26 protein-coding genes are annotated in these 24,174 nt (G+C 62.1%); 11 read left to right on the top strand and 15 right to left on the bottom strand.

Going from position 1 to position 24,174, the window contains the following annotated elements:
• The first annotated feature begins 165 nt into the window (after positions 1-165).
• Together GGI60_RS19970 and GGI60_RS19965 are read left to right on the top strand one after the other, a co-directional pair.
• Positions 166-504, top strand: a complete 339-nt coding sequence (locus tag GGI60_RS19970) for a YciI family protein (RefSeq protein ID WP_097664136.1) — start codon at positions 166-168, stop codon at positions 502-504.
• Between the two features lie 7 nt (positions 505-511).
• Positions 512-1,762 (top strand): RNA polymerase sigma factor, encoded by a 1,251-nt coding sequence (locus tag GGI60_RS19965; RefSeq protein ID WP_183918048.1) that lies wholly within the window; start codon positions 512-514, stop codon positions 1,760-1,762.
• On the opposite strand, the gene GGI60_RS19960 is transcribed toward GGI60_RS19965, so the two are convergent.
• The 12 genes from GGI60_RS19960 to GGI60_RS19905 form a co-directional block, all read right to left on the bottom strand.
• Positions 1,763-2,794, bottom strand: coding sequence for a peptidoglycan -binding protein (locus GGI60_RS19960; protein WP_183918046.1), 1,032 nt, complete (start codon positions 2,792-2,794; stop codon positions 1,763-1,765).
• Positions 2,795-2,797: 3 nt separating this feature from the next.
• Positions 2,798-3,901: a MotA/TolQ/ExbB proton channel family protein gene (locus GGI60_RS19955; RefSeq protein WP_183918044.1), complete on the bottom strand. Its 1,104-nt coding sequence runs from the start codon at positions 3,899-3,901 to the stop codon at positions 2,798-2,800.
• A gap of 112 nt (positions 3,902-4,013) precedes the next feature.
• Complete coding sequence (locus GGI60_RS19950) at positions 4,014-4,814, bottom strand: inositol monophosphatase family protein (protein WP_183918042.1); 801 nt, start codon at positions 4,812-4,814, stop codon at positions 4,014-4,016.
• 200 nt (positions 4,815-5,014) lie between these two features.
• Complete coding sequence (locus tag GGI60_RS19945) at positions 5,015-6,112, bottom strand: chemotaxis response regulator protein-glutamate methylesterase (RefSeq protein ID WP_183918040.1); 1,098 nt, start codon at positions 6,110-6,112, stop codon at positions 5,015-5,017.
• An 8-nt stretch (positions 6,113-6,120) separates the two neighbouring features.
• A complete protein-coding gene (locus GGI60_RS19940) occupies positions 6,121-6,978 on the bottom strand; it encodes a protein-glutamate O-methyltransferase CheR (protein ID WP_183918038.1) in 858 nt (285 codons plus the stop codon).
• Between the two features lie 29 nt (positions 6,979-7,007).
• The gene (locus tag GGI60_RS19935; RefSeq protein WP_171049239.1) at positions 7,008-7,490 is read right to left on the bottom strand and encodes a chemotaxis protein CheW; all 483 of its coding nucleotides are present in this window, start codon (positions 7,488-7,490) and stop codon (positions 7,008-7,010) included.
• The gene (locus GGI60_RS19930) at positions 7,487-9,313 is read right to left on the bottom strand and encodes a methyl-accepting chemotaxis protein (protein WP_183918036.1); all 1,827 of its coding nucleotides are present in this window, start codon (positions 9,311-9,313) and stop codon (positions 7,487-7,489) included. The genes GGI60_RS19935 and GGI60_RS19930 overlap by 4 nt, the downstream gene beginning before the upstream one ends.
• A gap of 221 nt (positions 9,314-9,534) precedes the next feature.
• Positions 9,535-11,223 carry a methyl-accepting chemotaxis protein gene (locus tag GGI60_RS19925; protein ID WP_183918034.1) on the bottom strand — a complete coding sequence of 563 codons (1,689 nt, stop codon included), beginning with the start codon at positions 11,221-11,223 and terminating at the stop codon, positions 9,535-9,537.
• Positions 11,224-11,254: 31 nt separating this feature from the next.
• On the bottom strand, positions 11,255-11,764 hold the full coding sequence (locus GGI60_RS19920; RefSeq protein WP_183918032.1) for a chemotaxis protein CheW: 510 nt from the start codon (positions 11,762-11,764) through the stop codon (positions 11,255-11,257).
• On the bottom strand, positions 11,761-13,812 hold the full coding sequence (locus GGI60_RS19915; RefSeq protein WP_183918030.1) for a chemotaxis protein CheA: 2,052 nt from the start codon (positions 13,810-13,812) through the stop codon (positions 11,761-11,763). The genes GGI60_RS19920 and GGI60_RS19915 overlap by 4 nt, the downstream gene beginning before the upstream one ends.
• Positions 13,809-14,177, bottom strand: coding sequence for a response regulator (locus GGI60_RS19910; protein ID WP_183918028.1), 369 nt, complete (start codon positions 14,175-14,177; stop codon positions 13,809-13,811). The genes GGI60_RS19915 and GGI60_RS19910 overlap by 4 nt, the downstream gene beginning before the upstream one ends.
• Complete coding sequence (locus tag GGI60_RS19905; RefSeq protein WP_183918026.1) at positions 14,174-14,503, bottom strand: STAS domain-containing protein; 330 nt, start codon at positions 14,501-14,503, stop codon at positions 14,174-14,176. The genes GGI60_RS19910 and GGI60_RS19905 overlap by 4 nt, the downstream gene beginning before the upstream one ends.
• A 335-nt stretch (positions 14,504-14,838) precedes the next feature.
• Here GGI60_RS19905 and GGI60_RS19900 point away from each other — a divergent pair, with 335 nt between their 5' ends.
• Positions 14,839-16,572: a chemotaxis protein gene (locus tag GGI60_RS19900; protein WP_183918024.1), complete on the top strand. Its 1,734-nt coding sequence runs from the start codon at positions 14,839-14,841 to the stop codon at positions 16,570-16,572.
• A 23-nt stretch (positions 16,573-16,595) separates the two neighbouring features.
• Here the strand turns inward: GGI60_RS19900 and GGI60_RS19895 are convergent, their stop codons facing one another.
• Both GGI60_RS19895 and GGI60_RS19890 read right to left on the bottom strand, forming a co-directional pair.
• On the bottom strand, positions 16,596-17,678 hold the full coding sequence (locus GGI60_RS19895; protein ID WP_183918022.1) for a tetratricopeptide repeat protein: 1,083 nt from the start codon (positions 17,676-17,678) through the stop codon (positions 16,596-16,598).
• A 10-nt stretch (positions 17,679-17,688) separates the two neighbouring features.
• Positions 17,689-18,342: a thiamine phosphate synthase gene (locus tag GGI60_RS19890; RefSeq protein ID WP_183918021.1), complete on the bottom strand. Its 654-nt coding sequence runs from the start codon at positions 18,340-18,342 to the stop codon at positions 17,689-17,691.
• A 108-nt stretch (positions 18,343-18,450) separates the two neighbouring features.
• Between GGI60_RS19890 and GGI60_RS19885 the strand changes: the two genes are divergently transcribed.
• Together GGI60_RS19885 and GGI60_RS19880 are read left to right on the top strand one after the other, a co-directional pair.
• Positions 18,451-19,215, top strand: coding sequence for a sulfite exporter TauE/SafE family protein (locus tag GGI60_RS19885; RefSeq protein WP_183918019.1), 765 nt, complete (start codon positions 18,451-18,453; stop codon positions 19,213-19,215).
• Positions 19,216-19,287: 72 nt separating this feature from the next.
• Positions 19,288-19,548 (top strand): ArsR/SmtB family transcription factor, encoded by a 261-nt coding sequence (locus GGI60_RS19880; RefSeq protein ID WP_003552646.1) that lies wholly within the window; start codon positions 19,288-19,290, stop codon positions 19,546-19,548.
• A gap of 198 nt (positions 19,549-19,746) precedes the next feature.
• Here the strand turns inward: GGI60_RS19880 and GGI60_RS19875 are convergent, their stop codons facing one another.
• Entirely contained in the window at positions 19,747-19,920 is a 174-nt protein-coding gene (locus GGI60_RS19875; protein WP_008533139.1) for a YdcH family protein, read from the bottom strand.
• Between the two features lie 228 nt (positions 19,921-20,148).
• On the opposite strand from GGI60_RS19875, the gene GGI60_RS19870 reads away from it, so the two are divergent.
• From GGI60_RS19870 to GGI60_RS19845, 6 genes are all read left to right on the top strand, one after another.
• Positions 20,149-20,352, top strand: a complete 204-nt coding sequence (locus GGI60_RS19870; RefSeq protein ID WP_010028538.1) for a YdcH family protein — start codon at positions 20,149-20,151, stop codon at positions 20,350-20,352.
• A 30-nt stretch (positions 20,353-20,382) separates the two neighbouring features.
• A complete protein-coding gene (gene purE, locus GGI60_RS19865) occupies positions 20,383-20,877 on the top strand; it encodes a 5-(carboxyamino)imidazole ribonucleotide mutase (RefSeq protein WP_004679370.1) in 495 nt (164 codons plus the stop codon).
• Positions 20,874-21,950, top strand: a complete 1,077-nt coding sequence (locus tag GGI60_RS19860; protein WP_183918017.1) for a 5-(carboxyamino)imidazole ribonucleotide synthase — start codon at positions 20,874-20,876, stop codon at positions 21,948-21,950. Before purE ends, GGI60_RS19860 begins: the two co-directional genes overlap by 4 nt.
• Positions 21,951-22,115: 165 nt before the next feature.
• Positions 22,116-22,241, top strand: a complete 126-nt coding sequence (ykgO, locus tag GGI60_RS19855; protein WP_003582204.1) for a type B 50S ribosomal protein L36 — start codon at positions 22,116-22,118, stop codon at positions 22,239-22,241.
• A 108-nt stretch (positions 22,242-22,349) separates the two neighbouring features.
• On the top strand, positions 22,350-22,964 hold the full coding sequence (locus GGI60_RS19850) for a hypothetical protein (protein WP_183918015.1): 615 nt from the start codon (positions 22,350-22,352) through the stop codon (positions 22,962-22,964).
• A 120-nt stretch (positions 22,965-23,084) separates the two neighbouring features.
• The gene (locus tag GGI60_RS19845) at positions 23,085-24,170 is read left to right on the top strand and encodes an alpha/beta fold hydrolase (RefSeq protein ID WP_183918013.1); all 1,086 of its coding nucleotides are present in this window, start codon (positions 23,085-23,087) and stop codon (positions 24,168-24,170) included.
• The last annotated feature ends 4 nt before the right edge of the window (positions 24,171-24,174 follow it).

The raw sequence follows: 24,174 nt of genomic DNA, 5'->3' as shown, positions 1-24,174 counted from the left end.
CACCTAATTCCGGCGCCGTTTCTTTTTCAAGTATTTGTCAAAGCCATGTCGAAACGACCACCGGTCGCGCCTCATTGTCTCGGAACGGCAGAGCCGCTCCACCAGGCATAACGGCTTTCGTCGGCCTGCCTGGAGCAACGCCAACAACGAGATCAGGAGTTTTCCATGCAATATGCTCTCATCATTCGCGAAGCCCCCGAAGATTTCGCCCGCCGCAGCGATCCTGCCTATCGCGACGGTTGGGTCGCCTACAGCAAGGCGCTCGCGCAGGCAGGAATCATGACTGGCGGCGCCGGCCTGACTGCCCCCGAGACCGGCACGATCTTGCGCCGCAAAGGCGAGGATCACGATGTCCAGGACGGTCCCTATCCGGAAGGCAAGGAACAGCTCGGCGGCTTCTATCTGATCGAGGTCCCCGATATCGACACCGCGCTGGAATGGGCGACCCGCGTTCCGATCTCCGACAAGGGTTCGGTCGAGGTGCGCCCGCGCCTGCAGATGTGAGACGGGAATGTCCGCCGATGCCCGACGCGCTGCCGAACAGGTGGCGCGTCAGTCCTATGGCAAGCTGATCGCCTTTCTCGCCGCCCGCTCGCGTGACGTGCCGGCGGCGGAAGACGCATTGTCGGAGGCGCTGGCTTCGGCCTTGCGCGTCTGGCCGGAGCGCGGCATTCCTGTCAATCCCGAAGCCTGGCTGCTGGTCGCCGCACGGCGCAACCTCATGCAGGCGGCCCGCCACCGCACCGTCGAGGCTAACGCACGAACGACGATATCGCTCGCCCTTGAGGAAGCGGAGGAGCGCATGAACGAGGCCGGCAATTCCGTTTTTCCCGATGAGCGGCTGAAGCTGCTCTTTGCCTGTACCCACCCTGCCATCGACAGCTCCGTGCATACGGCGCTGATGCTGCAGACGGTTCTCGGCATCGAGGCGAAAACTATCGCACAGGCCTTCGTCGCTTCGCCGCAAGCGACAAGCCAGCGGCTGGTGCGGGCCAAGACGAAGATCCGCGATGCCGGTATTCCCTTCACCGTTCCGCCTCGGCCCACCCTGCCGGAGCGGCTGGCCGCCGTGCTTTCGGCGATCTACGCCGCCTATGGCATCGGATGGGATGGCCTTGACGGCGAGGAGGCGCACCAGTCGCTTGCCGCCGAAGCGATCTGGCTCGGCCGGGCGCTTCTGACGGTGCTGCCGGACGAGCCGGAAGCGATCGGCCTCCTCTCACTGATGCTTCACTGCGAAGCCCGCCGTAAGGCCCGACGCCGCGGCGATGGTCGATATGTGCCGCTGGACGAGCAGGATACGGCGGTCTGGAACGCGAACATGATCGCCGAGGCAGACGCGCTGCTGCGCAAGGCTGGGAGCTTCGAGCGTTTCGGCCCTTTTCAGTGTCAGGCGGCAATTCAATCCGTGCATGCGGCGCGCCGGCTTTCCGGGACGACCGACTGGCAGGCGCTGACGACGCTCTATGCCGCGCTGCTGCTGATGAAGCCGACGCTCGGCGCCCGCGTCGCCGAGGCGGCGGTGATCGGCAGGGCCTCAAGCGCCGCCGAAGGCCTCGACCGGCTCGACCGGATCGATCCGCGCGCCATCGCGGCCTATCAGCCCTACTGGGCCGTGCGTGCCTTTCTTCTGGCACGGGCCGGCGAAAATACCGCCGCGGCTGACTCTTACGTGATAGCGATTGGACTCAGCGACAGTCCCGCCGTTCGCGCCTTTCTCGCCGAGAGGCTCGAGGAGTCGCGGCGGACAATATCAAGCTGATTATTTCTCGGTCAGCTTCAACTCGATGCGACGGTTGGTGGCGCGCGCGTCCGGCGAATCGCCGGGCGCGATCGGCTGGAACTCGCCGAAGCCGGCGGCAACGAGCCGGTCGGCCGGCACGCCTTGGCCGATCAGGAACTTGACGACCGACGTCGCGCGCGCCGAGGAAAGCTCCCAATTGTCGCGATAGCGGCCCGTTCCGCCCAGCGGCACGTTGTCGGTATGGCCGTCGACACGCAGCACCCAGTTGATTTCCGGGGGAATTTCCTTGGCGAGGTCGAGCAGGGCGGTCGCAAGCTTTGCCATCTCCGTCTGCCCCTCCGGATTGAGATCGGCGCCGCCCGAGGGAAACAGCACTTCCGATTGGAAGACAAATCGGTCGCCGACGATGCGGATATTCTCGCGGTTCGAAAGGATCTCGCGCAAGCGGCCGAAGAAATCGGAGCGGTAACGGTTCAACTCCTGCACGCGAGCGGCAAGCGCCACGTTCAGGCGGCTGCCGAGATCGGCGATCTTGGTCTGCGAGACCCGATCCTTCTCCTCAGACGCTTGAAGGGCCGCTTCGACGGCGGCGATCTGACTGCGAAGTGCTGATATCTGCTGGTTCAGCAGCTCGACCTGGCTGAGGGCCCGTTGGCTCACCTGCTTCTGCTCGTCGAGCTCGTGCGTCATCGCACCGATCCGCTTCTGCGCCGCGTCCTGGCCACCTGAACCGGCATTCAGCAGCGCCTGGAGCCGCGAGCGCTCGCCTTCGGCGTTAGCAAGCGAAGCCTGCAGGTTGGCGACCGAGTCCTGGAGATCCTGATTGCTGCCTTTTTCGAGCGCGAGAAGCTGCGTCAGCTCGTTGATCTGGCTGTTGAGGCGATTGAGCACCTCGTCTCGCCCTGTAATCTCGCGGCTGAGAATGAACTGCCCGACGACGAAGACCGTCAGCACGAACATGATCGAGATCAGCAGCGTCGATAGCGCATCGACGAAACCCGGCCAATAGTCGACCGTGCGTTCGCGGCGGCGGTTGCGGGCAAGAGCCATGGCTTACTTGCCCTCGCTCTTCTCTGTGTGGCTTGCGCGGTCGCGGTGGCGTTCGGCCTTGTCACCGGCCCGCTCCTGCAGGCCGATGCGTTCGGCCAGCCGGTCGAGCGTCCGGCGCATTGCTTTGGCCTCGTCCTGCTGTGCCTCGATCCAGTCGCGCAGCATCTGCTGCTCGTTGCGCATGTTCTTGACGAGCCCCTGGATGCCTTCGGCAAGGCTCGCCATGGCGGCGACCGAGCGCTGGCTGCCGACGCCCCCCTCTTCGGAGGCCTTGCGCAGATATTCGGAGAGCGCACGCATGTCCTCCGAGGACGAGCCGGACACGGCGTCGAGCGCCGGCGCAAGATCGGAACCGACATCGGTAACCGAGGAAAGCCAGTTCTCCAGCTCCATGTAGAAGCGGTTCTGCGCGCGGCCGGCCTGCAGGTCGAGGAAGCCGAGAATGAGCGAACCGGAAAGGCCGAGCAGTGACGACGAGAAGGCCTGGCCCATGCCCGAAAGCGGCGTGGACAGCCCTTCCTTCAGTGCCGAAAGCACGTCCCCGGTGCCGTTCGAGCTGGCATCGAGCGATTGGATGACGCCGCTGATCGAACCGATCGTGCCGATGAGGCCCCAGAACGTGCCGAGCAGGCCGAGGAACACCAGGAGGCCGATCAGGTAGCGCGAGACGTCGCGCGATTCATCGAGGCGGGTCGCGATCGAATCGAGGATCGAACGCAGCGCCGTCGTCGATAGCGCCAACGAGGTCTTGCGATTGCCGATCAGTGCCCGCATCGGCGCCAAAAGCCGCGGATTGCGGTTGACCTTGTCGGCGCTGCCGGCGGCGCGGAAGGAGTTGAACCAGCGCACTTCGGGGCGAAGCGCTAGCACGTGACTGAAAACAAGGATGATGCCGACCGCGAGAACGCCAACGATCAGGCCGTTGAGGCCCGGATTGTGCATGAAGGCGGTCTGCGTCTGCCGGAAAAGGATGGCGGCAATGAACCCGACGATGACGAGGAAAAGCAGCATCGTCCAGAGGAAGGGCATGGGGCTCGAAAGCCTGTAGGCATAACCGCCCGGCGTCTTTTCGGTGGAGCCGAGCTCCGCCACATTCACATTTTCCATAGGTTCAGCAGCCTCCGAACTCATTGCTGGCGGAGACTAGAGCAACATTGTGCCGAATTGAAGTATCTGGAGGCGAAAACCGTGACTTTACAACAGCCGCGTTTTCCTTCACCTACTTGGCGGGAATCGGTCGCTTGATAACCTCGACCAGCGCCTTGTGGATGTGTTCGTTGCCGGCGACGATCGCGCCACCCTCTAGAATGGCCGCTCCGCCGTCCCAATCGCTGGCAAAGCCGCCGGCTTCGCGGATGAGCAGGATACCGGCCGCCATGTCCCAGGGTGCAAGCTCCGCCTCCCAGAAACCATCAAAACGTCCGGCGGCGACATAGGCGAGATCAAGCGTCGGCGAGCCCAGGCGGCGAATGCCCGCCACTTCGCCCATCACGTGGCGAAGCTCGACCAGGAATTTGCCGTGGTTGCGTTTGCCGAGCGCCGGCACGCCGCAGCCGATGACGCAATCCGACAGCACGCGGCGCGCGGCGACGCGCAGGCGCCGGTCGTTGAGGAAGGCGCCGCCGCCGCGCTCCGCAGTATAAAGCTCGTCGGTCGCCGGATTGAAGACTACGGCCGCAACGATCTCGCCGTTGCGTTCGAGGGCGATCGAAACCGCGAAGGCCGGGATGCCGTGCAGGAAGTTGGTGGTGCCGTCGAGCGGATCGACGATCCAGCGATGCGCGCCGTCAGTGCCCTTGATCTCCTCGCTCTCCTCGGCGAGGAAGCCATAGGTCGGACGCGCCTTCATCAGCTCTTCCCTGACGATCTTCTCGGCCTTGCGGTCGGCGGCGGAAACGAAATCGCCCGGCCCCCTCACCGAAACCTGCAGGTTCTGCACTTCGCCGAAATCACGCCCCAGCGATTTTCCTGCCTTGAGAGCAGCCTGAACCATGACATTGAGAAGAGCTGAGCGGGCCATCGGCGCATTTCCTTGGGACTGATACGGGACGCGCGCTGCCAGGGGCGGGAAATGTCCCTGAACATGCATGACAGGCAGCGCTGCAAAGATTGGCGGCCTCAAGACCACAAAATCGCGGAAATTTCAAGGGGAGGCACGCATGGCTGCCCGCCGGCCTGAAAAGCGCCCGCTTTATTTGCCCAACGGAACTGGAACCGCCCTCAGAACTTCTGTTGCGTTATCAGGACTTCGCGGGCGATCTGATCGAGCGGCAGAATGCGGTTGACCCCGCCCCTGGCAATCGCCTCCTTCGGCATGCCGAAGACAACCGAACTCGCCTCGTCCTGCGCCACGGTGTAGGCGCCGGCTTCATGCATCTCCAGCATGCCGCGCGCACCGTCGTCGCCCATACCGGTCATGATGATCCCCATGGCGTTGGAGCCGGCCGAACGCGCCGCCGAACGGAAGAGCACATCGACGGAAGGCCGGTGGCGGGAGACCAGCGGCCCGGTCTTCACGCTCACATAATAGCGCGCACCCTGGCGTTCGAGCAGAGTGTGCTTGTCACCGGGCGCGATCAGCACATGGCCGCGCAGCACCGGATCGCCGTCGGCGGCCTCCTTGACCTCGACCTCGCAGAGCCCGTTCAGGCGCTTGGCGAAGGCGGCGGTGAATTTCTCCGGCATATGCTGGACGATCACCATGCCGGGCGCATTGGCCGGCAGCTCCTCCAGGAATTCGCGCAACGCTTCGGTTCCGCCGGTAGAGGCGCCGACGCAGACGACCATCTCCGTCGTCTTCGCCATGGCGCGGCCCGTTGGCGGCGGCAGCATGGCATCGGCCGTAAGCTTCTTGGCTGGTCCCTCAGCGGAAGCGGAACGAATGGTTCCGGCGGCACGGCGCGCGATGGAAAGTCGCGCGTGCGAGGCGCTCTTGACGACTTCGCGAATGCGCATCGCATCATCGGCAAGACCGTCGGCGGCGCCGATCTTCGACTTCAGAATGACGTCGACGGCGCCCGCCTCCAGCGCCTGGATTAGCGTTTCCGAGCCCGCTTCCGTCAGCGACGAACACATCACTACCGGGATCGGCCGCTGCGACATCAGTTTGCGCAGGAAAGTGATGCCGTCCATGCGCGGCATCTCCACGTCCAGCGTGATAACGTCGGGAATCTCCTCCTGCAGCCTTCGCGCCGCCACGAAAGGATCGGACGCCACTGCCATGATCTCGATATCAGGATCCTGCTCCAGCACATGAGCCAGCGTCTGCCGGACGCTGGCGGAATCGTCGATGATGAGAACCCGGATTTTCTTGCGCATGAATGCCTCTAGATACGCTGAAACACCGTGTTCGAGACCTGCTTCAGCGGCAGGTCGAAGCCGGTGATCGATTCGGAATGACCGATGAACATATAGCCGCCCTTCGCCAGGCAATCACAGAGACGGCTGAGCACGCCCGCTTGAGTCTGCTTGTCGAAATAGATGAGCACGTTGCGGCAGAAGATGACGTTCATCGAGTCGCCGATCGGATATTTTTCATCCATGAGATTCATGCGGGCAAAGCCAATCTTGCTGCGCAGCTTCGGCGTGATGCGCACTTCCCGCCGATTGGGCTGCTTGGCTGTCAGCACATATTTGCGCTGCAGGTCGCGCGGCACGGGCGCAATCAGATCTTCCGGATAGATGCCCCGGCGCGCGGTCTGCAACACGTCTGTGGAAAGGTCGGTTGCCAGCACGCTGTAGGAGACATCGTTGCGACCTTCGGTGAACTCGGCCAGCACCATCGCCATCGTGTAGGGTTCTGCTCCCGTCGAGCAAGCCGAGCTCCAGGCGCGGATGGTCCGCACGCCGCAATTGACGATCGCCGGCAGCGCGACGCTCTGCAGATAGTCGAAATGCTTTGCTTCGCGGAAGAAGTCGGTCTTGTTCGTCGTCACCACATCGATCAGGTATACGGTTTCCTGGGCGAGGCCGTCGTTATTGAACAGGAAGTCGCAGTAATCGTCGAAGGTCGAGTGGTTGGTCGCGCGAAGGCGGCGTCTCAGCCGCCCTTCAAGCATCGTCAGCTTTGTCGGCGGCATCTTGATGCCGCTATAATCGTAAATGAACCGGGCAAGCTTGTCGAAATTGCGCTTGCTGATCCGGTCGCCGGGCAATTGGGTTTCGACCGCTGCTGGCATACTCATGGAACGCGTTTCTCCGGGTTGACGCGCGGTCAGGCCGCCGATTGCAGTGCAGAAGCATCCTCGCGCGACAAGAGCCGTGCAAGATCGATGATGACGACGAAGCCGTTTTCACGGCGAACGACGCCGGCAATATAGTCCGAGCGCCAGCGCACGCCGATGTCGGGCGCCGCCTCGATCTGGTCGCGCCGGAACGGCGTGACCTCGAAGACGCGGTCGGCGACGAGGCCCAGCGTCAGGAGCCGACTCTCCATCGGTACGTCGAGGACCAGCACCCGTGTGTGCGGCGTCGGCACGGTCTTGGTCATGCCGAGCTTCAATCGAAGATCGATGGTCGGCACACCTTGCCCGCGCACGTCGCGCAGGCCGAGCAGATAGTCGGGACCATTCGGAATCTTGAAGGCTTCCGCATAGTCGAGGATTTCCCGAACGACCTCAACCGGCACGGCGAAAATCTCCTCGCCGAGGCTGAAGGTCACGAATTGCGCTTCCAGAGATGTAGTGGCCATGATCATGCGCTTTCCTTGAATTCGGCGTCTCCATCATCGGGACCGCCCATCGACATATCGAGGGCAAAGCCCTTCGCGCGGGCCTGCTGGCCTGCGATGCTGTTAGCGGCGGCCGCCTTGCCGGCAGGCTTGCGCACCGCGGCCGCAGCCGGGCTGCGCGCCGTCATCTTGACCGCAGCAGCGCGTCCATGGCGACCGGTCGCCGCCTTGCCGTTGCCGGTCATATCGACCTTGAAGAAGGCAATCGAAGCCTGCAGTTCTTCCGCCTGGGCGGCAAGCTCTTCCGAGGTTGACGACATTTCTTCGGAGGCGCCGGCATTCTGCTGCGTCACCTTGTCGAGCAGCTGGATCGCTTCGTTGATCTGCGCCGCACCGATATCCTGCTCGCGGCAGGCCGCGCTGATTTCGGAGACCAGTTCCGCCGTCTTGCGAATGTCGGGCACCAGGCGCCCGAGCATGTCGCCGGCTTCCTGAGCCGCCGTTACGGTATCGCTCGACATGGCGCTGATTTCGGCTGCCGCCGACTGGCTGCGTTCGGCAAGCTTGCGCACCTCGGAGGCTACGACCGCAAAGCCCTTGCCATGTTCACCCGCACGAGCGGCTTCGACGGCAGCGTTGAGAGCCAAGAGGTCGGTCTGCCGGGCGATTTCTTGGACGATACCGATCTTCTCGGCGATCGTGCGCATGGCATCGACCGCGCGGCATACGGCTTCGCCGCTGGCTTCCGCATCCTTGGCGGATTGACGCGCGATCTTTTCCGTCTGCGCGGCATTGTCGGCATTCTGCTTGATGTTCGAGGCCATTTCCTCCATCGAGGCGGAAGCCTCTTCGGCGGAAGCGGCCTGTTCCGTAGCCCCCTGCGAGACCTGCTCGGAACTTGCCGACAGCTCCTGGCTGCCGGCCGAAACATTTTCAGCGGCCGAGATCGCATCGGCAACGATGCCGCGAAGCCGTTCGACCATCTGTTCCAGCGCGATACCAAGCGTATCCTTCTCCGAGAGCGGCTTCGGCGAGACCGTCAGGTCGCCGCCGGCGATTTGCATAGCGATCTCGGCGGTGGCTCGAAGATTAGAGGTCATGACGTTGATTGTATCGACGAGATCCCTGATCTCGTCGTTGCTCTTGATCTCGACCTTCTGGTTCAGGTCGCCGGCGGCGACGGCATTGGCAACGTGCATGATCTTGCTCAGGCCGCTGTTGACGCCGAGAGCGATCCACAATGCGGCCGCGAAGCCGATGAGGGATGCACCGAGTGCGATGCCGATCAGCATGTTCTTGGTGGTGCTATAGAGGACGTCGGTGTCGTTATCGGCCTGCGTCATGGCCTTCTGCTGCAGCCTGACGAGCGTGTCGAACACTTCTTCCAGTTCCACGACGACAGCACGAACCTCTCCTGACGAAAGTGCGTTGGCCCCTGCCCTGTCACCACTTTCCTGGATGGCGGCGACCTTAGCGGACCCTTCACTGAAGCGTTTGGCCAGCTCGATCAGCCTGTCCCAGGTGGGCTTGCCCTCCGCGGTTGCGAGCTGTTGACCGCTTGTCGCGAAGGCGAGCATCTCGTCCGTGCTCTTGGCCGACTTCTGATAGTCCCTGATCACCGTTTCAGGATTCATCTCCAGTAGGGCGTTCTTCTGCCAGCGAACAGCATTGAGTTCGGCCGTCTGGGCTTCCAGAGCCAACTCCAGTCTTTTTGCCGGACCGGAGATGAGGCTGCCGACAGCATCGTTCAGCGAGCCGAGGCTGATGATTCCATAAATCGCGCTCCCCACCAGCAACAGTATGACGAAACCGAATGCGGCTGCGAGTTTAAGTTTGATCGTAATACGCATCTCAATATCCCTCTCTGAGAGCGAAGGAACAATGTGGACCGGGCGCGCGGCGTCATGCAGCAAAGAAATTCCGGCAGGCGAAAAGCAGGTAAAAGGAATTGGCGTCCACCGCCCTCGAGCGGCGGAGTTATGCGTCGCGGGCCGTGCTGGCTGGCCCACGACAGTTGCGAGGGAAAGCACGCCATCCCTGGGGAACGTCATGCGCTATTCCCAGGGAAGCGTCATGCGCTCTCCCTGAAATCGTCGTCGCCGGCGTCAGGGCCGCCCATCGACATGTCGAGCGCAAAGCCCTTCACGCGGGCCTGCTGGCCGGCAACGCTGTTGGCGGCCGACTTCTTTGTCGCCGGCTTGCGGGCGGCAGGAGCCGGGCTGCGCACCGTCAGCTTGGCGGCCGGTGTGCGATCGCGGCGCCCACCCGCCATATCGACCTTGAAGAAGGCGATCGAGGTCTGCAGTTCTTCCGCCTGGGAGGCGAGCTCTTCGGAAGTTGCCGACATCTGCTCCGAGGCGCCGGCGTTCTGCTGCGTTACCTTGTCGAGCTGCTGGATCGCTTCGTTGATCTGAGCCGCACCGATATCCTGCTCGCGGCAGGCGGCGCTGATCTCGGAAACCAGTTCCGCCGTCTTGCGGATGTCGGGCACCAGGCGGCCGAGCATCTCGCCGGCATCAGCGGCGGCCTTGACGGTATCGCTCGACATCGAGCTGATTTCGGCTGCCGCCGACTGGCTGCGTTCGGCAAGCTTGCGCACTTCCGAGGCGACCACCGCAAAACCCTTGCCGTGTTCGCCGGCGCGTGCTGCTTCGACGGCGGCATTGAGGGCCAGCAGATCGGTCTGACGGGCGATTTCCTGCACGATGCCGATCTTCTGGGCGATCGTGCGCATAGCGTCGACAGCGCGCGTTACCGCTTCGCCGCTGGCTTCAGCATCCCTGGCTGACTGGCGGGCGATCTTTTCGGTCTGGGCGGCGTTGTCGGCATTCTGCTTGATGTTGGCGGCCATCTGCTCCATCGAAGCGGAGGCCTCCTCGGCGGACGCGGCCTGTTCTGTGGCGCCCTGCGACACCTGTTCGGAGCTTGCCGAAAGCTCCTGGCTGCCGGACGAGACGTTCTCGGCAGCCGAGATCGCATCGGCGACGACGCCCCGCAGTCGTTCGATCATGATGTTGACATTGCCCAGCAGCTCGCCGATTTCGTCATGGCTGGTGATATCGGCCATTTTCGTCAGGTCGCCTTCGGACACTTCGCGAACCACGGTGTTGGCGCGGCCGAGGCCTTTGCTGATCGTGCTGGCGATCCAGAAGGCCGTAATCGCGGCAATCAGCAGTGCCACGGCAGCGACGGCGATCATCGTCGTGCGTGTCGTCGCATACTGCGCGTCGGCATCGGCGTCGGCGGTCTTCATGCGCTGCTTCTCAAGCGCCAGAATTTCGGCGAGTGTCGAGTCGATATCGTTGGCGGCGGCACGCGCCGTCGTGATGGAGATAGTGTTGGCACCGTCCGCATTGCCGGCTTTCAGATAGTCGCGGATCTGGTCGTCGGCTGCGTTGAAGGCCTTGGAAAGCTCGGCAATACGCGCCCAACGCGCCTTGCCTTCTTCCGTGGCAAGCGCCAGAACCTGGTTGAAGGCATCGCTGAAATCCTTGCGAGCCGCGTTGCCCTTGTCGGTCGCACGGGCACTTTCTTCTGGAGTGCGGGCGGTGAGCAGGTTCTTCTGTTGGCGGATGGCTTCGAGCTGCGCGATGTTGATCTGCTGCGCAAGGTCGAGGCGGGCTGCCGGGCCGGCAAGAAGATTGCCGATCGTATCGTTCAGTGATCCAAGGCTGAAAATGCCATAAGCGGCAGTGCTCAATAACATGAGAATAATAAAGGTGAACGCCGTCACCAGCTTCGTCTTGATTGTCAGTCTCATCGTCCCAAACCCCTCTTGGATTTATCTGCCGTCAATTGACGGCCCCCGCCGCGTCATGTCGCGATGAAAAAATCGCCTGCAGATTAGGGAGAATGATGAACTCTCCATCCCTCTTCACCAGGCAGTTGATGTAGTCGGCGCGCCAGCGCATGCCGACGCTCGGAGGCGCCTCGCTCGCGGTCTTTGCGAGCGTCGTTACCTCGTTCACCTTATCGGTTCTGAGGCCGACGAGCGTCGGCTCGCCCTGCAGATCGATTTCGATGACGATGAAGCGGCTGTCGATCGTCGCCTCCGCCGCATCCATCCCGAAGGCGAGACGCAGGTCGGCGAGCGGAATGACCTTGCCGCGGAAGTTGATGACGCTGGCGACGAAGGGCTGGCTGCCCGGCACCGCCGTCTCCGGAAGCAGATCCAGGATTTCCTGGACGATGGCCGCCTCCAGCGCGAAAGTTTCGCCGTTGAGATCGAAAGTCAGAACCTCGACTTCCTCGGCATAGCTCCAATGATTGTCGAAACGTTCGGCTGTTGCTGCTGCACTCATCCTGCTACCCGCAATTGCGCCTCCTGTTGCTGACCCGCGGCAACCAGGTGCCCGACGTCGAGAATGAGGGCGACGCTGCCGTCGCCTAGAATGGTGGCGCCGGAGAAGGTCGCCACGTCGTTGTGCAGTTTCGACATCGACTTGATGACCGTCTGGTGATCGCCGATGATCTGGTCGACGACGAGGCCGACGCGCTCCGTGCCGGTCGAGATGACGACGACCTTCTGATGCACGTCGGGTTTCGTGCCGGTGCGGAAGAGATCGCGCAGGCGCAAGAACGGCACCAGGCTGTCGCGCAGCGAAATGAAGCTGCGACCACGCGAGCGCAGATCCTCCTCGAGCGACAATTCGAGGCATTCCTCAACGGCCGAGAGCGGGATGACGTAGCGGCCGGAGCCGACACGCACCAGCAATCCGTCGATGATGGCGAGCGTCAGTGGAATGCGCAGTGACACTTCCGAACCCTGTCCCGGCACGCTGACGATTTCGATCGCACCGCGCAGCGCTTCGACGGTCTTCTTGACCACGTCCATGCCGACGCCGCGACCGGAGAGATTGGTGATCGCCGCCGCCGTCGAAAAGCCGGGGGCGAAGATCAGTTGCAGCAGCTCTGAGTCCGAAAGCGGCTGTCCGGGCTGAATCAGGCCGGAGGATTCCGCCTTGGCGCGGACCCGTTCACGATTGATGCCGCGGCCGTCGTCCTTGATCGAGATGATCACTTCGCCGCCGGCCTGGCGGGCAGAGAGCGTCACTGTGCCGGCTTCGGTCTTGCCGGCGGCCAATCGATCGGCTGGCGTTTCAAGGCCATGATCAATCGAGTTGCGCACCAGATGCACCAGCGGATCGGCCAGCCGCTCGATCACCGTCTTGTCGACCTCGGTCGTCTCGCCTTCCGTCACCAGCTCGATCACCTTGCCCGTCTCGCGGGCAAGGTCGTGGACAAGACGGCGAAAGCGGGAGAAGAGGGTTGCGACCGGCACCATCCGCAGCACCATCATCGTGTCGCGCAATTCGCCGGACAGACGTTCGATTTCTTCTGAGACGGAGCGCAATGCAATATCGGTGCTGGCGCTGGCGAGCTGACTGAGCCGCGATTGCGCGATGACGAGCTCACCGACGCGGTCCATCAGTTCGTCCAAGCGCTCTGCCGGGACGCGCACGTTTTCGGCAGCCTTCGCCTGGCTGGCTGCTGGCGCCTCACGCTTGACGGGGACCGCTTCGACGGGACGAAATTCCTGCACGGCGACCGCCGGGACAGGCAGTGACGATACTGAGGCGGCAGCGGCAGGCGCCGGCTTTGCCTCGACCGGAGCAGCCATTGCCGCTGCCGCGCCGTCGATCTCCTCAACGCTCAGTTCCATGTCGTCGAGCACGAAGATGAAAACGTCGTCGATCGCCGAACGGTCCTGCTCGCTCATCAGCGTCACATCCCAGGAAATGTAGAGTTCCGTCGGAGTGAGCTCGTCGAGGGGCGGAATGGCCGAAGTGTCGGCGCGCACGGTGGATTCGCCGAGATCGCGCAGTTCGTCCAGCAGACCGAGCGGATTGGTGCCGTTGGCCATCGAATTGGCCGGCAGGCTGAAGCGGATGCGCCAGCCGTTCTTCGTCTTCTTCGCCGACGCCTCTTGCACGGGCGCTGCAACGGCGGCTGTCGCTGTGGCAGGCGCGGCAGCCTTGGCGCCGACCGCAGCCTGCAGCTGTGTCAGAAGCTTATGCCCAGTGTCACCGTGATCGGCGTCGGGCTGGTCCACGAGGGCACGCATATGGTCCTGGGCAGCGAGAACGGCGGCGACGAGTTCGCTGGTCGCCGCGACCTCGCCCTTTCGGACGCGGTCGAAGGCGGTTTCGCAATGATGGGTGAAGGCGGCAAGCGCCTCGAAACCGAACATCGCGCCCGATCCCTTAAGCGTGTGAAGCCCGCGGAATACCGCGTCGACGAGATCCTTATTGTCGAGTTGGTGAGTGAGGTCGAGAAGACCGGCCTCGATCGCTTCGAGGCATTCGGCAGCCTCCATGCGGAATACGGCAACGGGATCGAGCGTGCTCATCTTCCTAAGACCTTCTTGACGATCTTTACGAGATTCTCCGGGTCGAATGGCTTTGTCAGCCAGCCGGTGGCACCGGCGGCCTTGGCGCGGGCCTTGAGATCGGCGTCCGATTCCGTCGTCAGAAAGATAATCGGGACGCCTGCCTGCGCCGGCAGCTTGCGCAGCTCCTCGATCATCGTCAGCCCGTCCATGACGGGCATGTTGAGATCGGTCACGATCAGATCGAAGCTGCTGCCCTTGGCTGCCGTGAGGCCTTCCGCCCCGTTGACCGCTTCGGTGACGCTGTAGCCGGCATTGGTCAGCGTGACTTTTGTGGTCAGGCGGATGCTGGCGGAATCGTCTACCGTCAGGATGTTGGCACTCATAACGTCACCTCTTTATGCAACCAGAACTTTAAGTCCTCTTGATCGAAGGATTCGATGAAACCGGCGCGCTTAAGCACCTTCAGAACATTGCCGCTGGCGGGAGAAGAAAGATTGAACGTCTTTCCATCAGATTTTGCTTGGCGACGCGCCGCCTCAATAAGTTGGATGAAACTCAGGTCAGCTTCGGCCCCAGCGGGGATGCTGAGAAAAATTTCATCCTTACTACGAAATGCTTCACTAAGCTTGGAATGTAATTCAGACATGCTGCGAATGTTTAGCGCGTCCGGCAAACCTATAGATTCACAATATTGTCTCTGAGTATCCAATGCAGCCTCCTGGGCCCGAGAAATACTTGCTACCCTAAGAGGACTCTCACGACAGCGTTAATGCAGCGTAAACAGCGGTTGTATAAAACTGTCGTATAGCGCATACCGCGACTCCTAATTCTCATCCAGGATAAGTTGTATATGTCTAGAAACCTAGAAAATAACAAAGTGAAAACATACCCTTATTGATCTCTTTTCGCTGAGGACTGTACCAACCCTCATTCACACCTTTCATTAATCACAACGCAGGCGAGTCTGGACGTGTTTACCTGGCATTTCCATTCTGCCCGTAAAAATAGAGTCTAATGGCCTGCGTTTTTAAAAAAGGTATAAATGTGGCACACGCTCTGGTATCATCTGACGCTGCAGCCTACAGATCGGGGCGGGGGATCACCCAGATCCTGGAATCTGCCCGCAGCCAAGTCGAGGAGCGTTTTCTCGAGGGCGGCTCGGTCCTGCTGTCGGTGATGGCTGTCCTTAATCGCCTGCTGAATTCGCTCGAAAGTGTCGCCAAGGCACTCGACAACAATGAGGCGAGCGACACCAGCGCCGATCTTCGTGCCACGGTGGAAGGCCTGACTGCATTGCCGGTCAGCGAAGAAAAACGCCAGCAGGCGCTCATCTTGCTGGCGCAAACCGGCAGGGAACTGCGCAAGCACGTCGCCGACATGCAAGAGACGATGCGTTATCTCAGAACCTTTGCCGTGACCGTAAAGATCACCGGCGCTGGCCTTGCCGAATTCGCCGGCTTCGCGCAGGAGATCCTGGAGAGGATCTATTCCGGCACCGACGAGGTCAACCTTTTCGCCGCGCATCTCGACAGCCTTGAGAAAGAGGTCAAGCTTGCCGCCGCCTTCGGCGCCAGCGTTTCCAAGGGCTACGCCGATACCGTACCGGCCGTTGCCGGAGCCTTGCGTGACGATGCCGCCAAAATCACCGAACACCGCAAGGATCTCGGCGTCATTGCCCGCGAGGTTGGCGCGATCGCACGTGGGGTCCAGAGCAAGGTCGCCTCGACGCTGTCCGCCCTGCAGATCGGCGACATCACCCGCCAGCGCATCGAGCATGTGCAGGCGACCTTTTCGCTGCTTGAGGAGTTTTTTGCCGGCGGAGACGGCGCGAAGCTCGACGCTGGCGCACGCCAACGCCTTCAGAACGTCGTCCATCATCTGACAGCGACGCAAATGAGCGACATATGCGTTAATTTCCAGCGGGACTCCGAGAACGTCGTCAAGACGATCGCGAGCTTCGATCACGATATGCGCGAAATTCTAAAACTGCGGGACCAGATGAGCGGGGAGAACGGCGGCAACTTCATGCGCGCCCTGGAATCCAGCGTTTCGGCCGCCCACGAAATCGTCAAGCAGGTCGACACAGCAAGCCGGCAGGCCGACCAGGTGAGCGAATCGACGATCGGCACGGCCGCCAAGCTTTCCGAAGCGATCGCCAATATCCGCACCGTCAAGACCGATATTCATTACATGGCTTTGAATACCAATCTGCGCTGCAGCCGCCTCGGCGAGGAAGGTAGGTCAATCAACGTCGTCACCGCCGAGCTGCGCATCTTTGCCGGAAAGCTTGACGATTCCGCTGACGCCATCGTTAACGGACTGCCGGCGCTCGAAGCCGCAGCCGGACGTGTCGCCCCAGCGGCCGCCACAGAAGCCGGCGGCTTGGGAGAAAGCCTGACATCGGCCGTCGGCAATATCCGCTCCGCAGCCAACCTGATGGAAAACGAACTGAAAACACTTGCCGAGAACGGTCACGAGGTCGCCACCAAAATCGGCCAGCTGATCGGCAAACTCGATTTCCAGCATGAACTTGGCGATGTCCTTGCTCGTTGCGCCGATGTGTTGGAAGGCGTCGCCGGCGCCGATCTCGCCGATATCTCTGATCTCGCGGAGACGATCGCGCCGCTCGACCGGAAGATCTTCAAGCTTTATACTATGGTCCAGGAGCGCAACATTCATCGCGACATCATTCCGGCGACCGAGGACACCACCCCTGCCCCCGCCGAAACCGTTAGAGCGGAAAACGACGAGGATCTTTTCGCCGACGCACTTTTTTGAAACCGCCCCCGGCGACGCTCCGACTATCGCCGCCGAAACTTGTTGGCGGCCTCGATCGCCGCCTTCTGCTGGTCGTCCTCGATGCCTAGATAAAAATCCTCGAGCGCCGGATCGGCAAGCCCGGCGCGGCGCGACAGCACGTACCATTTCGCCGCCTCGACCGGATTGGGCGGCGTGCCGATGGCATTGACATAGAGGTGGGCGAGCTTGTTTTGCGCCGCAACATTGCCGCCATTGGCGGCAAGTTTCAGCCATTCGAAACCTTTGACATAATCCTTCGGGCCGCCGACGCCGTTGACGAGCCAGATGCCGAGATCGAGTTGAGCCGTGTCGAAGCCGGCACGCGCCGCGCGCGCCATCCACTCGCGGGCGAGGCGCTTCTTTTCTTCCGGCAGATCTTTCAGCGTCGCGTAAAGCTGCGCCACCGCATATTGCGAATCGGCAATGCCCTGCTCGGCCGATTTCTCATAGAATGGCAGCGCCAGCTTCAGTCCCTTCTCGCCCGGATTGTCGGCCACGAGGATTTGCGCCCAGTTGAATTCGGCCGAAGGGTTGCCCGCCTCGGCCGCCTTGCGCATGTAGTCGTCGGCCTTGACCTTGTCGCGCGGCACGCCTTCGCCTTCCATCAGCATCAACGCATATTTGAACATTGCCGCCGGATCGCCGCCTTCGGCCGCCTTGCCATACCAGAAGGCCGCGTTCTTCACGTCCTTCTTGACGCCGAGACCCTGTGAGAGGATTTCGCCGATCAGCGTCTGCGCCGCCGGATCTCCGAGTTGGGCGCGCGGCAGCGCCTTGTCCATCGCTGTCAGGTAATAACCGCGCTGGTAAGCGCCGTAAGCCTCGTCGATCGGTCCCTTGTAGTCCTTCTCCGGCGGCAGGTCCGGCAGTTTCGCGCCCATCCGGTCGAAAACCCCGACGCCATCGGAGGGTCGCACGCCGGGACCGGCAGGTCGGTCGGTGCGAAAGGTCGAAGCCGGCGCCGGGACCGGCTGGCTGATGACGCTGTTGGCTGCCTGCGCCAGGGCGACATCCGGCCCGGCTGCAAGCAGAACGGCGATGCTGGCGAGCAGATATTTCAAGTGGCGGGCGGGCGGGATCGGCATGAGCGCGATTTCAATCCTCAAACCGTGGCGCTTTTTCGTCAAGCAGCGCGTTGATTTCGGCAATGACGGATGGCGCCCGAGCGGGCTCGCCGAAGACCGCCAGCCGCAGCGCCACGAACTCCGCTCCGGTTTCGGCAACGGCGAGCGCCGAGGCTGGATCGGTGCCGCCCATGACGATGCAGGGGATTTCGATCATCGAAGCCCACCATTCGCCGAGCGCAAGGTTCTTCGGATGGGCCTCCGGCTTGATGTCGCCATCGAGCTTGCCGAAGAAAATATAGTCCGGCCGGACTTCGCCGATCTCCAGCGCCGTGTGGCGGTCGGCCGCATTGCCGCCGCCGACGATCAGCTTTGGCGCATGTTTGTCGATCGCCTCCGAAAGCGCCTCGGCATTGGCGGAAAGATGCAGGCCATCGGCCTTCGCCCGTCCCGCCACGCGACTGTCGCCCGCAATCAGCGCCGCCGCGCCGGCGTCCTGAATGACAGGCACCAGCTTTTCGGCATGTTTTTGAAAGGCGCCGTCGTCGAGCCCGTATTGCGGCACGATCACCGAGGCGACATCGCCGCCTTTCAGTGCGTCGGCAACGATCTTTGCCTGTTCATCGGCATCGGCGATATCGGGGGCGATGAGCACAAGACGGCAGCGGTTTTCCGGTTCGGTCATGAGGTCTTTCCGTTTCCAGCGAATTCCCGTTTCGAAAGCACGGATCCGCACTCGTTTTGTGTGAGTAGTTCCGATAGAGGAGGCTTGCAAGAGGAGGACGCCGAAAGCATGCCGCAGGATTTGTCATTCTACTACGCCGCCGTGCCCGCCGTCCTCCTGATCGGCCTCGCGAAAGGCGGCATGGGCGACGCTTTGTCGCTGATCGGCCTGCCCTTTCTCGCCCTGGTCGTCTCGCCGGTCGAAGCGGCGGCGATCCTGCTGCCGGTTCTGATCTTCATGGATATGATTTCGCTCGTCATCTGGCGCAAACATGGCGATTGGACGACGCTGAAGATCATGCTGCCGGGCGCAATCTTCGGCATAGGCCTCGGCTGGGCGACGTCGGCGCTGGTTCCGGGCAACATGCTGCGCATCGTCATCGGGGCGGTTACCATCCTCTTCTGCCTGCGTTATTTCTGGAACAATTTCGGTCCCGGCACCGGCAAGGTGATCCCGCCGCGCGGCCAGCGGCCTATCGCCGCCAGCCTCTGGGGGACGTTTTCCGGTTATGGCAGCTTCGTCGCCCATGCCGGCGGCGCGCCCTTCCAGGTCTATGCCCTGCCGCTCAAGTTGCAGCCGCGCGAATATACCGGCACCAGTGTGCGCTTCTTCGCGATCCTCAATGCCGTCAAGCTGATCCCCTATTTCGCGCTCGGCCAGCTCGACACGCAGAACCTGGCGACCTCGGCAACGCTGTTGCCCTTCGCCCCGCTCGCCACGCTTGCCGGCGCTTGGTGCGTGCGCCGCATGAAGCCGGCGATCTTCTATCCCTTCATGTATGCGATGGCTCTGATCGCCGCCTTGCTGATCGTGCGCGAGGGCCTCGGCGGGTAAGGGCGGCGCTGTTCCACGCTGCAACGCACAATTTCCTTGCCGCCGCGGCCGGTTTGCCGTAGCGTTTGCGCCATGTCGAACACGGACCCCTTCTCTGCGATTGCCGATCCGAACCGGCGGTTTCTGCTGGAGGAATTGCGACGCGCGCCGCGGACAGTCAACGAGCTCGCCGAGGGCCTGCCGATCAGCCGGCCGGCCGTGTCGCAACACTTGAAGGCGTTGCTCGACAGCAACCTCGTCTCGGTGACGTCGGAAGGCACGAAACGCATTTACGCGGTCAACAACCGCGGCTTCGACAAGCTCAATCTGTGGCTGGATCAGTTCTGGGCCTGATCACCCTCCGACAAGACCCCAAACCTAATCCTATGAACGCGATCGGCGGCGGGAGATGCAAAGGCGCCAGCCGCGATGCCGCGAGCATCGGGCTGGCGCAATTCTGGCGTAAAATCACCGGGTCTTGCAAATTTTAGGCGGAATGGATGGATTTACCTCTTCATACGCAAGATGATCGGCCGGCGACCCTTGGGAAGATCAGTGGACGGATGACTTGAGACGCTGAATCTCGTCCTTGATGCGCAGCTTGCGGCGCTTGCATTCGGCAATTTCCGTATCGGAGATAGAGGGAGCTGTTCTAAGCGCGTGCAGCTCCTCCTCGAGAGCAACATGCTTTTTCTGGAGTGATTCAAGATGAGCTTCAACTGTCATTTGACCCTTCCTTCCTCTTACCCTCCCCGGCCATCATCGTCGGGGATCAAGGTGTCAACGCGCCGGACTGTGACATATTTTTGAAGGCTTGTCGAAGGCGAAAAGATGAAGATGAGATGGCAAATTCATGATCAAGACTAACTAGCCGTTACCCGTATTTGGTGATAGGAGCTTGCGGAAATCATCGGCAGATCGGACAAGATCCGAAGACGATAACGGGGAATGCATATGGCCGATCAGGAACAGGCGGAAATCAGGCTCATGGTGGCGCGTCTGCGTCAGGAGCACGAGGATTTCGACGCCGCGATCAACGCCATGATCGAGACCGGATGCGATGCTCTGCGAATCCAGCGCATGAAAAAGAAGAAGCTCGTCATCAAGGACAAGCTCTCCAAGCTGGAAGACCAGATCGTCCCTGATATCATCGCCTGATCGTATCGCTTGAAAGGAATAGCGGCAACGATGACAGACAGACCACCCGTCGCCATTATCATGGGCAGCCAATCCGATTGGGAAACCATGAAAAACGCGGCCGATACGCTGGAAGCCCTGGAAATCCCTTACGATGCGCGCATCATCTCGGCGCACCGCACGCCCGACCGCATGGCGAATTTCGCCAAGGGCGCGCGCGCCGAGGGCTTCAAGGTCATCATCGCCGGCGCCGGCGGCGCTGCCCATCTGCCGGGCATGACCGCATCGATGACGCCGCTGCCGGTCTTCGGCGTCCCGGTCCAGTCGAAAACCATGTCCGGCCAGGATAGCCTATTGTCGATCGTGCAGATGCCGGCCGGCATTCCGGTGGGAACGCTGGCCATTGGTAAGGCGGGCGCCGTCAACGCCGCCCTTCTCGCCGCCGCCGTGCTTGCCCTTTCCGATGAAGAAATCGCCGAGCGGCTCGACGAATGGCGCGAACGTCAGAGTGCCAGCATCGCCGAATACCCGATGGACGACCAATGACTGTAAGCACGATCGGCATTGTCGGCGGCGGCCAGCTCGGCCGCATGCTGGCCATCGCCGCTGCCAGACTGAATTTCCGCACGATCATTCTCGAGCCGCAGGCGGACTGCCCGGCCGCTCAGCTCGCCAACCGGCAGATCGTTGCCGCCTACGATGATCCGGCGGCGCTGGCCGAACTTGCCGCTGCCTGCGATGTCGTCACCTACGAATTCGAGAACGTGCCGGTTGCCGCCGCAGAAACGCTTTCGGCAAGTATTGCCGTCTATCCGCCGCCAAGAGCGCTGGAAGCCGCCCAGGACCGCCTGGTCGAGAAGCGCTTCCTCAACGATTGCGGCATTCCCACCGCCCGCTTTCACGCGATCGACAGCCAGGCCGATCTCGAGGGGGCGCTGAACGATTTCGGCGGTCGGGGCGTGTTGAAGACCCGCCGTCTCGGTTATGACGGCAAGGGACAGAAGGTTTTCCGTTCAGCGGCCGACAGCCCTGACGGCGCCTATGCTGCGCTCGGCGCCGTGCCGCTGATCCTCGAAAGCTTCGTCGCCTTCGAGCGCGAGGTTTCGATCATCGCCGCGCGCACCGCCGACGGCGCGGTCGTCTGCTTCGATCCTGCCGAAAATATACACCGCAACGGCATCCTCCATACCTCGACGGTTCCCGCCGCGATCTCCGCGACGACGGGCGAAGCCGCACATCGCTCGGCCGAAAAAATCCTCGCGGCATTGAACTATGTCGGCGTCATCGGCATCGAATTCTTCGTGCTTGCCGACGGCAGCCTGATCGCCAACGAGATGGCTCCGCGCGTGCACAATTCCGGACACTGGACGGAGGCAGCCTGTACCGTCAGCCAGTTCGAGCAGCACATCCGTGCCGTCGCCGGCCTGCCGCTCGGCGATGCCGTGCGCCATTCCGACTGCGTCATGCAGAACCTGATCGGCGACGATATCCTTGCCGTTCCCGACTGGCTGCGACGACCCGATACGCTGGTCCATCTCTACGGCAAGACGGAGTGGCGCCCCGGCCGCAAGATGGGCCATGTCACCACGTTGGCGCCGAAATCCCCGCTTTCCCGGTGAGAAAACACCCTCTCGCCGGGGGAAAAACACCGTCACGTGGTTGACACGGAAAAGGTGACGGGGTATCTGCTCCCCCACCTAAAGAGCGCGCCCCGACGGCGCGCTTTTGATTGTTAAAGATACGGGCGAATGTGAATTCCCCCATAGAGATCGCGGATCAGAAAAATGAAGATCAAGAATTCGCTCAAGTCGCTCAAGGCTCGCCACCGTGACAACCGTCTGGTTCGCCGCAAGGGCCGCATCTACATCATCAACAAGCTGAACCCGCGCTACAAGGCTCGTCAGGGCTGATTGCGCGCATCCGGATCGCCGCGCCGCGCAGTTGCGCCGTCGGACATCCGGTAGGTCGCTGCGGTGATCACGTCAAATTTGTTTGATCTTCGGCGTTGGCGGGCTAATATGTCCGCCATGCGCTTTTTTGCTTTGATGCCAGCGGCCCTGCCGCTCTTCCTCGTCCTCTCCATCTCTCCGCTTCCGGCCATCGCGGCGGAAAAGGATGTCATCGTCGAGCAAAGCAATGCCGCCAATTCGCCGAAGCAGCGCCTCGATCAGCTCTTCAGCCAGCTGAAGCGTGAGCGCGATCCCGACAAGGCCAGCGGTATCGCCAACGAAATTCGCCTGGAATGGAATGATTCCGGCAGCGCGACCGTCAATCTGCTGATGCAATGGGCCGACAAGGCGATTGAGGAAAAGCGCAATCCCGCCGCGCTCGATTTCCTCGATGAGGCAATAGCGCTTAAGCCCGATTACGCCGAAAGCTGGAATCGGCGCGCCACGCTGAATTTCGTCATGGGCAATTACCGCAAGTCGATGTCTGACATCGAACATGTGCTGGATCTCGAGCCGCGCCATTTCGGCGCGCTCTCCGGCATGGCCGCGATCCTCAGCAATTCCGGCAACGATCAGCTGACGTTGAAAGCCTGGGAGCGGTTCCTCGACATCTATCCCGCCGAGCGCACTGCGCAGGAACAGGTCAATACGCTGTCGGAAAAACTCGCCGGCAACCGCACGTGATGTCGGCTCGCCCGATCTTGAAGCCCGGCCGGACCGCACAATTTTAGCATTATCGAGGGAGCAACGCGGCGCTTCGCCCACCGCTCTCGAGAACCGCCGCAACCATCGCCCGTAAAGATCATGCTTGCAGAAGTTTCTACTCTTCTCGCTCCCCTCGCCGCCGCCATCGGTTACACCTCCTACAAGGCGCGGCGCTTCGAACAGACCTATCCAAATATCGGTGAGCTGACGGATGTCGGCGGATACCGCATGAATGCCGTCCATATCAGGCGTCCGGAACATGCCGATCTGCCGGCGCTCGTCTTCATTCACGGCGCCAGCGGCAATCTGCTCGACCAGGTCGTCGCCTTCCGCGCTGCACTCGAAGGCCGGGCGGAAATGCTCTTCGTCGACCGTCCCGGCCACGGCTATTCCGAACGCGGCGGCCCTGAAAATGCGGTCCCTTCCGGCCAGGCGGATGCGATCGCCCGGCTGATGGAGGCACGCGGTATCGATAGGGCGATCATCGTCGGTCATTCTTTCGGCGGCGCGATCACTGCAACCTTCGGCCTGCGCCATCCCGAAAAGACAGCCGGCCTGCTCTTTCTGGCACCCGCCACCCATCCCTGGCCGGGCGGTATCGACTGGTACTATCACGTCGCGACCACGCCGGTCGTCGGCTGGCTGTTCAATCACGCCATCGTCGTGCCGTTGGGGCTCAGCCGGCTGGAACGCGGCACGCTTAATGTCTTCAGCCCCAATCCGCGCCCGCTCGATTACATCGAAAAGACCGGCCCATCGCTGGTGCTGCGGCCCAGTACCTTCCGCAACAACGCCGCCGATTTCAAAAGGCTGCTAGCCTATCTGAAGGAGCAGGCGCCGCTCTACTCGCAGATCACCGCGCCGACCGTCATCATAACAGGCGACAGCGACGAGATCGTCTGGGAACACCTGCATTCACGCGGCCTTGCCCGCGACATAGCCGGCTCCGAGCTCATCACCGTCCGCGGCGTCGGCCACAAGCCGGATTATCTCGCGACCGATGTCGCCATCGCTGCCATGGAAAAGATCGCCGGCAAGCCGCGCGACCTGCAGGCAATCGCCCGCCGGACCGAGGAGCGGCTCGCCGCGGCGTCACCCGATCGGACATCGCTGCCGTCGCTGGAGCCTGGCGCCCCCCGCGGGCATGACCCTTCAGCAGGAAACTCGATCGAACGCCTCGCATAAAGCC

The organism is Rhizobium lentis (assembly GCF_014200175.1).
GTDB lineage: Bacteria > Pseudomonadota > Alphaproteobacteria > Rhizobiales > Rhizobiaceae > Rhizobium > Rhizobium mulingense.
This window is presented reverse-complemented; position numbering and strand designations above follow the sequence as displayed.